This is a genomic window from bacterium (genome assembly GCA_030648955.1).
In the GTDB taxonomy this organism is placed as follows: domain Bacteria; phylum Patescibacteriota; class Minisyncoccia; order Phycocordibacterales; family JAUSHB01; genus JAUSHB01.
Window position 1 is genome coordinate 30452 of sequence record JAUSHB010000016.1, and the last position, 12007, is coordinate 42458.

Genomic DNA, 12007 nt, shown 5'->3' on the forward strand with positions numbered 1-12007 from the left:
CGGCAGGCAGGCGGCAGGCAGGTACCGCGGAATATGTGAATATTTACAAGGGGAATCATAACAAAACTTGGCATGAATTGCAAAATGTTCTGCCGATTTTTATGGAGATATTAAGAAAAAGCGCGACACAAAGTGTCGCGCTTTTTCTTAACTCTTGTTTTATCATTGCTTCAATGTGTGAACGGACTATAGAGAAATTATTTTTTGTCCACATGCTCCCCTGCCTTTTTTTCATGATCTCCTGCGGCATCCTTATGGGCTCCGGCGGCTTTTTCTTCCGCCTCGCGTGCTACTTTATCTTCTTCTTCTACAGCTTGATCTTTTTGTGTTATGTTTGTCATAGTATTTATTTAATTAGACTGCTTTTTGTAATAGTATACACCTTGAATAATGCCTCCGGCGGAGAAATTAACTCGGTTGTCATTGTATAAACCTAATAATCGCAATAAGCACACAGGCGCCTAATTGGTCGAAGACAGGGTTGTGTTTCCCATGCTATAGAAGACAATCAATCCCCCCAATGATTATGACTGCCCCCCCAATAACCGCCGTAGTTTTAGGTTTTAGTCATGAATTTTTTAGTGTTAATGATTAATGAAATTTACTATAGCAGACAGTAGATGAAGAACGGGTGAACAGAAATTGCTCTTGCTTGGTGACGTAAAAGAATCAACAGCTTGGAACCAGCTGTGAAGAAATCTGGTAATTGATACTCATGTGGGTTCGTTCATTGTTGTAGTAATTTAAAAATATTTACAAGGGAATCATAATAAAACTCGACACGAATTGCAAAAGGAGAACTGATTTGCTTTTTAAACATGAAAGACGTAGTATCGTCCCAGACTGCAACGTGTAAGGAGCACTGAGGTGGAAAATAAAGTTATAGAGCTTTTAAAAAATTATGGGGCTTCTGTAGAACCGGCGGATAGATCGACTGAAGATGCGTACATCGTTAGGTTTCATTTTGAAAGAGGGGTGACGACCCTGCGTATCGTTCTCAATGATTACAGCGGTGCTGATTTGGTAATAACAAATATGACAACATTACCAGAGAGTCATAGGAGGCATGGGTTTGGAAGCAAGGCTCTTGAAACTATCTTACTATGGGCACGGTCCAATGATTTAAAAAGTGTTCGCGCTGTGCAAATCCTAAAACAAAGTGAGTATTTTTGGATTAAAAACGGGTTTGCACGATGCGAAGAACCAAATCCGTGCAATGACTTTATCTATCAAGAACCCGTGAATTAACCCCGGGCTCGACCGCCAGACAGAAACCCGCTTCTGTCTGGTGGTTTCTTTTTGCACACACATAGAATTAAAACATACCCACAAAACAATTGGTAAACAAAACCCCCGCCTTAGGCGGGGGTTTTGTGGAAATGATTCTCAGATACACGAAAAATTATTTCATATGAGCAGAAACAAGCTTTGTCATTTCAAACATCGTAACTTCGCCCTTACCACCGAATACGGCTTTCAATTTTTCATCAGCCAAAATATTTCTTTTGTTCTTTGGATTCTGAAGATCCAACTTCTTGATATACACCCAGATTTTCTTAACAACATCAGAACGCGGCATGGGTCCTTTACCAACAACAGCCTCAAGTTCAGGAGACAAGGTGAGTGGCTTTAAGAACGCTGGATTTGCTTTTCTAACCATAATGAGAATTTAAACGATTTTTAATATTAAAACTCGACCATTCTATTATATACCATAGATCCCATACTGTCTTCCCGTCTATTTCTTGTGTGTATATTTGAAATAAATAGCAGGGATTGACGTAACTCAAGAAAAGATTAGTCTGATGAATAGGTTTGTTACTGGAGAATTCAAATGTTCGACAATGAAGACGAGACACATTGTGATAACTCGGGGGAATGTGAAGCACCACGCGGTGCTCGTGACATTACCAACTGTATATATTGCGGCAAAGAATTACACGAGAAAGACGGGGAATGGTTCACGTGGGATGCCGACATGTTCGAATCCACACAATCACAAGGTCCTGTGATATAAACCGCCCAACAGAAACCGTTTCTACTTGGGCGGTTTCGTTTTTTGGTATAATGTTTCTATGGTTATCGCTTATCACAAAAAAGATACTCATATTCTCAACATAGAACGCGGAGAGGAACTTCTTTCTTCCCTGCGTGCTTTTTTGGATAAAGAAAAAATCAAAGCTGGATATTTTACCGGACTGGGCGCGGCGGAAGTTCTTGAACTTGCGTATTACAATCTCTCAACAAAAAAGTTTGAACGGCACACCATAAGAGAAGATGTTGAAATTCTTTCACTTGTCGGAAATATCGCGATACTTAAAAACGAGAGAATCATTCACATACACGGCACGTTCGGAAGAAAAGATCTCTCGGTATTGGGCGGCCACATCTTCTCACTTCACATATCAGGCGCATGTGAAATTCATCTTATAAAACTCCCCGGTGAAATGACTCGTGCATACGATGAAGCGACCGGGCTTAATCTCTTGTGTTCAATTCCATCATAAAAATATAACCACAACATTCCAACATTCTGCAGAATGTTGGAATGTTGTGGTGTTTGTTTGACATTCACGAAGGTAATCCATAGTATTGGCTTAGATACCAGAAAGGAGTGCCAGAAATGACACCTCGCAAAATTGTCTTAATCATTGAAATGTATGAGAAACGTCTTCGTGTTGCGGAAGTACCAAAGGTCAGAATGGATGCGAAGAGAACCTTCGAATCGCTTACCAAGCCTGAGCTCCTTGCACACGCACATTTTCTATGTGACGGAGTTAAAGAATACGCATTGGATCCTGAAAAACAAAGAAAGACAGGAAGCCATTTAACCGCAGTGCAGTTATGTCTTAGTTTTGCGGGTTGGTACACACTTGAAGAACTTATGGACCATAATCGTCCCGATAACGAAGAGGTAAACGAGTAAAAAAAACCGCCCCCCAGAAACTCGGGGCGGTTTTTTTATAATTACAGTAGACAAAAAAACTCAAACAGGTGTTACCGCCAAGTCCTCACAAGCCCCCATTTAATATTCACTGCCGCTCCAAGTGTAAGGAGCATAAACCCGCAGGCAATGATCCAGCCAACAAAAGGAACTACCCCTAAGATGGCATAGAGCACCGCACCAAGAAGGATTGTTTTCCACGAAACTTCATAATGGTCTCCTTTGAATATCCATTTTTGCGCAACACTACCCAAGACAATCGGGACAGCGATCAAAGAGAAAACGATCGCGCCAATAAAACTTACCATGCCTAAAATTCCGAGTGGGATGCCAACAAGAGTCACAAAGAGAAGCATTGATGCCACAGGAAGAACAATCAATGTCACAAAACCGCGACCGATCTCAAGAAGCGGCTGTGCAACCGCCTTTTGCACGAGTTCGTTCGCATAGCGACGAAAGAAAAGCCCCAAGAGAAGTGAGCACACAAGAAGCGCAAAGAATTTTCCGAGAACAAAGATCGAGAGTATCACCGGGAGTGGACTTTTATAGCCCTCTCGCGCATTTTCCCATGATTCATATTTTGTACCACCCTGTACCACTGCGCCTTCTTCAATTACTGCTTCTTTTTTCGCGCGATATGTAAGATCTCCCCCAATATTCGCCGATTTACCAAGCGTAAGTTTATCACCATTAAATTCCACATTACCGGTCACTGGCGCATTCAAAAATATTTCACCTCCACCAATGTGGATATTCCCCTTGATAGGCGCGTCAATATGAACAACTCCCCCGCCAACAAGAAGATCTCCGTCTACACCAGCCCCGGTGATTTGTACTTGCCCGCCACCCACCACGAGGTCACCACCTATTGGGGCACTTATAATAATATTACCGCCAGCGACACGAACATCATCTCCCACGGTTCCCAATATGGTGATGTTCCCCCCAACTGCAATGATATCTGCCAACACACTTCCGTTTATCAAAATGCTTCCTCCCGCGACAATGAGATCTCCTTCAATAATGCCGGAGCTTTGCACGCTTCCACCTGCAATATACGTATCGCCCTCGATACGCTCACCTGAAGATATGCTTGGCTGCTCTCCCACACGGAGCTCAAGCGCAAAGAGAGTTGCCGGAACGAGAACCATCGCCACAATAAGAACTGTGCGTGTTACTGATTTCATGATTTTTAGTAATTAGATGATTAAACTGCTTATAGTATACCTCTCTTTATGTAATATTGTGAACAAATGTCATTGCGCGATAGGTCCGCTATTGGATATAATAACCCCTATGAATCCTCAAGAAATGAACACGGGGTATGCTTCTCTCATTGTGGCAATACTTGTCGCCCTTATCGGTGCGACGGGATATTTGGGCTACCAGGATTTTAAACTTACCAAAGAAAAAATAGCGCTTGAAGAAGAGCTCGCAAAAACAAAACAAGAATTTGCAACACAGTCGCAGATACTTCTTGAAAATATTGATTCAGTAAAGCAAATCCTAGCCGCAACACAAAGCGATCGAAACAACCTCGAGCAAGACCTCCGCCAGGAACGCGAACTCGTAGATGGAATGGAAGCGCAAGTGCAATTTATGGCGAGTACTGTTGGCACGCTTAAAAAATTAACAGACACAGACAAAGAACTCCTCAAAAAGTATTCGCGCGTTTATTTTTTGAATGAGAACTATGCTCCCAAAAATCTACTACCCATTGCACCTCAATATATGTACGAAATGGAAAAAGAACAATCGTTATCCGGTGAGACGTTGCCCTTTTTACAAAAAATGCTCGACGATGCAAGCAATCAAAATATTGATCTAAAAATTATTTCCGCATATCGTTCATTTGGTATACAAAGCACGCTCAAATCAGCATACACCTTCACCTATGGATCCGGAGCAAATAAATTTTCTGCGGATCAAGGATACTCCGAACATCAACTCGGTACAACAATAGATTTTACAACAGCCAAACTTGGAATAAATTTTACCGCATTTGAAAATACAGATGGCTATGCATGGCTCGTTCAAAACGCATACAAATATGGTTTCGTCCTCTCCTATCCTAAAAACAATGGCTATTATATTTTTGAGCCGTGGCATTGGAGATTTGTTGGCAAAGGTTTGGCGCTTAAGTTACATAGCGAAAATAAAAATTTTTACGACATCACTCAGCGCGAGATCGATGAGTTTCTTGTAACACTGTTTGATCAGTAATATGAGTGTTGCGTTTCAGGTTAGAATTCAGGATTAAAAAATTGACTTCTTTGTACTTTATGTTATAAAGTACACGTGTTCAAGAAATTCATATTCACCGCAACGTTTATTATGTCAGCCCTCCCTGGGTTTTTCCTCGTAAAAGCGATGTATGGGAGTGCAGAACAGCCCCTTTCAGCGCCCGTAAAGGATGCTGTGATGACGAGGAAGATCATTGAACCCCCCACTACTGCCGTGAAAGAGACTGCGTCAAATGAACCGGCACAAAAGAACGCGTTACGCGAAGTGGCTAAAACAGTAAAAACAACCCTTGATACTTCTTTGACTAAAACACTCTCTCCTGCCAGCGCAAATGATGAGACATTGCACAATAACGACAACCAAAACAATCAAGAAAAAAATCAATCTGCGCAGGTAGTGTCTGTTATACAAAAACCAAATCCGACAACCTCACCATTTATTTTTCTTGACGAACTACTTTCCGGCTGGACGATTGAAACATCATCCGCACATGCCGATATAAAATCCCCCCGAAATGGTGCATATGCAATCCAGATGATATTTAATGACGCGCAAGGAGAAGTTCGATTTAAGAACGACACCGGAGTAGACATAAAAGCATATGATGGTATTGATGTTCATATTGCAGGAAACATCGGAGATGAGGAGATAAATCTCATTTTATATGATGCCAAAGGCAATAAGCTTGGAAGTCAAAACATATCCCGTTATTTATACGCAGGGAAAATCACCAAAGATTACGCACAAATGTATATCAGCTTCATTCCCTTTAAAGCATCCGGAACTGTGGTATCTCAAATTGTGTTCCAAAGCCAAAAACCAGAAGAGATCTATATCGATAATTTAATTTTTACCGGCCAACCCACCCATCGTCCGACTTCCGGGTTAGGAGACACCTACGCTCCGGATGTATTCACTGATAAATTCCAAAATGGGTGGGACATGCCAACCGTGAATGCCGATACGCGTATTTATCACAAAGATGGTTTGAGTGATTCCCCCTCAATTCAAACAACGTTTAGAGAAGCGGGCGAAAGCGTCCTTTTTCGCCAAGAACAAGGCATGCACACCTATTCCTATCACTACTTAACATTTTGGGCGAAAGGCCAAGCACTACAAGATACGATCTATGTTCAAACGAAAAATACTACCGAGACAGAGCTCAATAAAATAACCTTGGGTGACTATGTCAAAAACATAGGAGATTACGATAATTTCCAAAAAATTTCCATACCCCTCTCTCGCTTGGGAGCGGAAAATAGTATCATCAATGACATTATTTTTTCGAGCCGTGATGCTTCGCAGGGACTTTATTTGGATAATATTTCTTTTGAACCTTAGCCCCTGTTCGATGTTTATCCCCTTGCTCAAAAATTTGTGATCAGAGATTGAACGAGCTCTTGATGCTACTAAATAATTTTGAGTAGATTTTTTCCTTCGCGAAATCAATCTCAACGAAAGTTTGACATACCCGCTAAACACGAGTAGTCTAAAAATAGTTCTTGCTCTTTTCGTGCCGAACAACTACCTATTTGGAGAAATTCCGATGATCACAGAAAGAAATACGGCGAATCAACCATTACGAAATCAGGGAACAGATTTTGAGGTTTTTCTCAAGGCATTAGTACCACTTGCAAAACTTGCCGGGAAACATGGTGTAGGAAATGAAATCTGGCGACGCATGATAGAACCTGATGGATTGGGACCTGTGGCAATCTCCCCTGCTCCTCACGCTATGGTTCTTGGGCGTAGCGCAAGAAATTATACCAATCAAGAATTGGCACATACTGCGTACAAAACTCTTTGTGACTTATCCGAGGAATACCCAAGTATGAAAGAAGTCATAAGGCGCATTGAAAGCAGGGGATTTCGTCCGTATAAATTCCTCAAAGGATGTCTTTAAACTTTAAAAAAAGTCTCTTCGGCCGCGGCGTGCAAACACCGCGGCATTTTATTTACAAAAAATGCTTCTCTCGTAGTATAATTTTCTTCTCCACCATGCTTGTTTACATGATACTAACTAATTTGATATAATGGGTGCTTAATAAATAATCTAATATTTATGCCAGAAACAACACCAAGTCCATCGGAGACAAAAGAAGGAAGCAGGGGGAAAAATACCGGCATGGCAATCGTCGCTTATATTCTTTTCTTTATTCCACTTTTGACAGATGCAAAAAATGATCCGTTTGTGAAATACCACGTCAAACAAGGTCTTGTGCTATTCATCGCTTCGGTGGGTGTCATGATCATCTCGCGAGTACTTATGATTTACATGTTCGCATGGATATTGAATATTGGACTATTGGTGCTATTTGTCATAGGAATTATGAACGCGATCAACGGCAAAGAAGTTCCCCTACCTTTCATTGGACAATTTGCGGATAAGATTCATATATAAATAATTTATTCATATTCTACATTAACGTCATGTCGCTTACATCGCGCACTAAAAAAATTCTTGTATCAACCTTTGTTCTCGCATCTATTGGCGCATTTGCATCCATTGCATATGCAAGTCACGCATGGGCAAATTATCATTGGGCACGAACCGCAAATCCATTCACCGTGCAACTTGGTGACAATGTTACTTCAGTGTGGGATACACACCTCGCGATTTCATTAAGTGACTGGAATACATCTTCGGTACTCAATACAAACATAACAACAGGTCAGACAAATCCAAAAAATTGCAAGGCAGTAAATGGTCGCGTTGAAGTGTGTAACAGCAAATACGGCAACAATGGCTGGCTTGGTGTGGCATCGATCTCCACAAGTGGAAATCATATTACCAAGGGAACGGTTAAATTAAATGACACCTACTTTAATTCCGTAAAATACAACACTCCGGCATGGAAAAATCTTGTTATGTGTCAAGAAATTGGACATGTATTTGGTCTTGATCATCAAGATGAAATCTTTGATAATCCTCCGCTTGGTACATGCATGGATTACACAAATGACCCAACGCCGAATCAGCACCCGAATACGCATGACTACGACGAGCTTGATTTTATTTATAGCCATCTCGACACGATCACAACGATTGCAAGCGCGATATCTCCAACATGGGGACGAAATAATAGCAACAACAACGACACCTCCGCAGAATCATCGGAGGAATGGGGCAAGGAAGTGCGAAAATCAAAAGACGGAAAAAATTCTCTCTATGAACGCGACTTGGGCAAGGGACAGAGAGTTTTCACATTCGTCATCTGGGCAAATTAAATTTCTATTTTACATTCCACGTATTTGCGGTATTGTTGATGGATGAACTCAATCATCTATCCGATTCGCATCAATAAATATCTTCGCGATAAAGGATTTGCCTCACGTCGGGAAGCCGATGAGCTTATTTCTACAGGGAAAGTACTCGTCAATGGTGCTGTTGCAAAAACAGGTATGCTTGTTCATGAAAGTGACAAGATTGTCTTAAACCAGCCACACCCTAAAAAATATATTTACCTGGCATATCACAAGCCACGAGGACTCCCCACGCAAGGACTTCCGGGAGACAAAAGCGTCATTGTTGACTGGGAGAAGAAAGGGCTTTTCCCTGTCGGACGTTTAGACAAAATGTCGGAGGGGCTTCTTATTCTCACCAACGATGGCAGGGTGACCACAAAAATTCTCGGGGGCGATGCGCAATTTGAAAAAGAATACGTGGCAACCGTTCGAGAAAACCTACGCGCAGGGATTGTCGGAATATTTAAAAAAGGAATGAATACGGACGCACTGGGAAAACTCCTCCCTGCAAATGCAACCCTCGTTGATTCACACACCATCAAAATCATTCTTCATGAAGGAAAGCGCCATCAGATTCGTGTTATGCTCGGAGACCTCGGATATACAATCACATCACTCAAACGTGTTCGTATTGGGCATATCTCGCTTGGTACTATAAAGACTGGTGAAACACGGCCGCTTAGTACAAACGAAATTGATGAGCTTTTTGCGTAACGTTTTAAATTGTGGTTTTTGGAGAGAAAATATATACTATTCTCTACCATGATTACACAAAAATATTTAATTTTAGTGGGAATCGTCTTAGTGATTATAGGAGGCACTCTATTATATCAAGAGTATTCTCTATCCAATAAACAAGTAATGGTCCATGAAATGGGTTCGCGCGTTATGCCATTTTCCCTTGAAAAAACAACGCATGTTTTTAAACAACTCCCCGATGGCGGTATTGAGCAAGTTTTTGTGAAAGACCTCACTAATACGGAGCAAATTGACTTGGTTCAAGCGCATCTCAAATATGAGGTGGATAATTTTCGCCAAGGGAATTTTGAAGACCCAATGACGATCCATGGCGACAATATGCCGGGAGTTAGTGATCTGCGTAAGGGCGCGGCAAAAATTACTTTTACCTATCACGCCTTACCCAATGGAGCGGAAATCGTTTATTCATCAAAAGATCCTGATCTAATTTCTGCAATCCACGTGTGGTTTGATGCGCAAGTGAAAGACCACGGACGAAATGCCATGGAGATGCGCTAAAAAATAATTTTTTTATATATGAACAATACTACTAAACACCTATCTAAAATTGCAGTGTTTGGCGGTGGCTGTTTCTGGTGTACTGAAGCAGTATTTAAAATGCTTCGAGGAGTATCATCAGTGACTCCCGGATACACCGGCGGAACAAAAGAAAACCCAAACTACGGGGATGTATGTGATGGCACCACTGGACATGCGGAAGTTGTGCATATTCTATTTGACCCGCAACAAATTACTTACCGTGACCTGCTCACCGTATTTTTTGCGACCCATGACGGAAGCTCATTAAATCGACAAGGAAATGATGTGGGAACGCAATATCGATCGGTTATTTTTTATGCCGATGAAACACAAAAAGCCGAGGGAGAAAATTTTATCAAGGAACTAAACTCCTCGCATCCCGATGGAAAACCGATCGTCACTACGCTCGAGCCATTAGGGAAATTTTATACAGCCGAGAATTATCATCATGATTATTACGCAAGAAATTCCGAACAGACGTATTGCCAAATGATTATCAACCCAAAGCTCAAAAAAGTTCAGGAGAAATTTTCGGAACTTCTCACATTACAGGAGAATTCATCTCATTAGAACATCACTGGAAAATTATATCATTATATACTTCTGGTCATGACTAAAGGTATATAATAAGTACCGTTAATTACCCCGCGACTTGCCGCAGGGTAATTATTACGTCCATTATTCCTGATGTGATATAGGAAATGTAAACCAAAATTGGGTTCCTTGGTTGGTACCTTTTGACTCAACGCCCACTTCCCCACCATGGCGTTGAACGATATCTTTAGCGATTGCAAGTCCAAGTCCTGCCCGATCGGCATCTTTTGCAACAGCATCTTTGGTACGGAAAAATTTTGTGTAAACATAAGGAATCTCACTTTTTGAAATCCCAATTCCATTATCCCTTACAGAAACCTTGAGATGTTTCCATTCTTTTACTATAACTACCTCGATTCTCCCCTGTGTTGAGGTATAGAGAATGGCATTCTCAAGAAGTGCGCCGATTGCTTCTCGAATACGATCCCGATCGACATATACCTTAGGTAAATCGGTCGGTGCGGAAATAAGTACTTCAATATTTTTTTTCATGGCACCAATCGCATATTCACCGATTACCTGTCGAACAATGAGACCGAGATCTTCTTCGTGAGGAATGTAGCTGTAGTAGAGCGACGACTCCCCTGCTTCTGCGGCAGTGAGGAGTTGGTTGGTGATACTGGTGAGTTCAATTGCTGTTTTGTTGGCATCGTCCGCAAGGCTTTTACCATTTTGCGTTGAAACTTCATCACGCAAACCAGTGATCATCCAGCCAAGCCTCGTCAACGGCGTCCTCAAGCGATGAGCCGCCACGGTGATAAATTCATATTTTGAAGTATCTGTTTTTTTACCTTCTTTCCAAAACAATCTCCCAACCAAGAAAAGAATAAAGCTTGAAATAATGGGAATAATGAAACTACTTCCCTTCATGCTGTGAACAATGATTTCGCTTAACACTTGGAGAACCCACACGATAATCGCCAACGAAAAAATAATGCCGAGCGACATCAATCCGTTCCCTGAAAAAACAATTGAAATAAATGACGTGTCGTTTTTTCCTTGTTCATCTTTATGGGGTTTGATGTGCAGTTGAGACATAGATAAATTGTAGCATATCTTTTGTGATTTGGGATGACAAAAAGCGTATACAGCTTGACTGTTGGAGTGAAATAGAGTAGTTTGGTGGTTGGAATAAATCACTTATTTTGGAGACAGAAATGAAAGAAATCGGTAAAAGAATTAGGGAACTTAAGACACAAGTTATTCCGCTAGAGCTTCCGCCACAAAATAGTCAAATAGTAAAATTGATACACGTGCTCCGCAGCGAGGGATTCACGGCGCAAGAAGTTTTCGATGGTATGAAAAATTCTGGTTACGAAAACATCCATATCAACACGTCAAATCCTCCCAATGTGTGCATCCTCATTGAAGAATCAATCCCCTTTCCGGCGTAAACATGCGCCATAAAAAATCTTTAAAAGCCCCAAACGCTTACGCGTTTGGGGCTTTACTATATAAAATTTGGAAGCCTTGCTTCCAAATTCAAGGCTTCCAAATTCACCCATTGATTCTGTCATCTGTCCGTATCGATCCATAGGGCAGGTAATCGGTTAACTCTGCAACATGAGCTCCACTGTCTGAAACGATGTTGCTCCCCGTTAAGTGATCGGTGTGGTCGTAGTAGAGTATTCCATTCCCCCATCCTCCCTGTACGGTAGCAAGCATGTTGCCGTTGAGAAAGATGTGCTTTATGGGAGTGGG

The 12007-nt window shown here is 41.5% G+C and carries 16 protein-coding genes and 1 pseudogene; 12 read left to right on the forward strand and 5 right to left on the reverse strand.

Annotated elements, in window-relative coordinates:
• Positions 1 to 197 precede the first annotated feature (197 nt).
• A complete protein-coding gene (locus Q7S11_04395; protein MDO8572971.1) occupies positions 198 to 341 on the reverse strand; it encodes a hypothetical protein in 144 nt (47 codons plus the stop codon).
• A 526-nt stretch (positions 342 to 867) separates the two neighbouring features.
• Between Q7S11_04395 and Q7S11_04400 the strand changes: the two genes are divergently transcribed.
• Positions 868 to 1248, forward strand: coding sequence for a GNAT family N-acetyltransferase (locus Q7S11_04400; GenBank protein MDO8572972.1), 381 nt, complete (start codon positions 868 to 870; stop codon positions 1246 to 1248).
• A 154-nt stretch (positions 1249 to 1402) separates the two neighbouring features.
• Here the strand turns inward: Q7S11_04400 and Q7S11_04405 are convergent.
• Positions 1403 to 1654 (reverse strand): annotated as a pseudogene (locus tag Q7S11_04405) (SWIB/MDM2 domain-containing protein).
• 421 nt (positions 1655 to 2075) lie between these two features.
• On the opposite strand from Q7S11_04405, the gene Q7S11_04410 reads away from it, so the two are divergent.
• Both Q7S11_04410 and Q7S11_04415 read left to right on the forward strand, forming a co-directional pair.
• The gene (locus tag Q7S11_04410; protein ID MDO8572973.1) at positions 2076 to 2507 is read left to right on the forward strand and encodes a DNA-binding protein; all 432 of its coding nucleotides are present in this window, start codon (positions 2076 to 2078) and stop codon (positions 2505 to 2507) included.
• A 116-nt stretch (positions 2508 to 2623) separates the two neighbouring features.
• Positions 2624 to 2926 carry a hypothetical protein gene (locus Q7S11_04415; protein MDO8572974.1) on the forward strand — a complete coding sequence of 101 codons (303 nt, stop codon included), beginning with the start codon at positions 2624 to 2626 and terminating at the stop codon, positions 2924 to 2926.
• 71 nt (positions 2927 to 2997) lie between these two features.
• On the opposite strand, the gene Q7S11_04420 is transcribed toward Q7S11_04415, so the two are convergent.
• Entirely contained in the window at positions 2998 to 4131 is a 1134-nt protein-coding gene (locus Q7S11_04420) for a hypothetical protein (GenBank protein MDO8572975.1), read from the reverse strand.
• 109 nt (positions 4132 to 4240) lie between these two features.
• Between Q7S11_04420 and Q7S11_04425 the strand changes: the two genes are divergently transcribed.
• The 8 genes from Q7S11_04425 to msrA all read left to right on the forward strand — a co-directional run bounded on the left by Q7S11_04425 (position 4241) and on the right by msrA (position 10282).
• Entirely contained in the window at positions 4241 to 5167 is a 927-nt protein-coding gene (locus tag Q7S11_04425; GenBank protein ID MDO8572976.1) for a D-alanyl-D-alanine carboxypeptidase family protein, read from the forward strand.
• A 75-nt stretch (positions 5168 to 5242) separates the two neighbouring features.
• Positions 5243 to 6529 (forward strand): hypothetical protein, encoded by a 1287-nt coding sequence (locus tag Q7S11_04430; GenBank protein MDO8572977.1) that lies wholly within the window; start codon positions 5243 to 5245, stop codon positions 6527 to 6529.
• Between the two features lie 205 nt (positions 6530 to 6734).
• On the forward strand, positions 6735 to 7091 hold the full coding sequence (locus Q7S11_04435; GenBank protein MDO8572978.1) for a hypothetical protein: 357 nt from the start codon (positions 6735 to 6737) through the stop codon (positions 7089 to 7091).
• 159 nt (positions 7092 to 7250) lie between these two features.
• A complete protein-coding gene (locus Q7S11_04440) occupies positions 7251 to 7589 on the forward strand; it encodes a hypothetical protein (GenBank protein MDO8572979.1) in 339 nt (112 codons plus the stop codon).
• Positions 7590 to 7618: 29 nt separating this feature from the next.
• A complete protein-coding gene (locus Q7S11_04445) occupies positions 7619 to 8416 on the forward strand; it encodes a hypothetical protein (GenBank protein MDO8572980.1) in 798 nt (265 codons plus the stop codon).
• 42 nt (positions 8417 to 8458) lie between these two features.
• Positions 8459 to 9148, forward strand: a complete 690-nt coding sequence (locus tag Q7S11_04450; GenBank protein MDO8572981.1) for a pseudouridine synthase — start codon at positions 8459 to 8461, stop codon at positions 9146 to 9148.
• A 48-nt stretch (positions 9149 to 9196) separates the two neighbouring features.
• Positions 9197 to 9691, forward strand: a complete 495-nt coding sequence (locus tag Q7S11_04455; GenBank protein MDO8572982.1) for an aspartate carbamoyltransferase — start codon at positions 9197 to 9199, stop codon at positions 9689 to 9691.
• Between the two features lie 18 nt (positions 9692 to 9709).
• Positions 9710 to 10282, forward strand: a complete 573-nt coding sequence (msrA, locus tag Q7S11_04460) for a peptide-methionine (S)-S-oxide reductase MsrA (GenBank protein ID MDO8572983.1) — start codon at positions 9710 to 9712, stop codon at positions 10280 to 10282.
• Positions 10283 to 10390: 108 nt separating this feature from the next.
• Here the strand turns inward: msrA and Q7S11_04465 are convergent, their stop codons facing one another.
• Positions 10391 to 11344, reverse strand: a complete 954-nt coding sequence (locus tag Q7S11_04465) for a HAMP domain-containing sensor histidine kinase (GenBank protein MDO8572984.1) — start codon at positions 11342 to 11344, stop codon at positions 10391 to 10393.
• Positions 11345 to 11463: 119 nt separating this feature from the next.
• Between Q7S11_04465 and Q7S11_04470 the strand changes: the two genes are divergently transcribed.
• Positions 11464 to 11700, forward strand: a complete 237-nt coding sequence (locus tag Q7S11_04470) for a hypothetical protein (GenBank protein ID MDO8572985.1) — start codon at positions 11464 to 11466, stop codon at positions 11698 to 11700.
• 103 nt (positions 11701 to 11803) lie between these two features.
• Here the strand turns inward: Q7S11_04470 and Q7S11_04475 are convergent.
• On the reverse strand, positions 11804 to 12007 hold a 204-nt coding region (locus tag Q7S11_04475; protein MDO8572986.1), incomplete at its 5' end, for a hypothetical protein.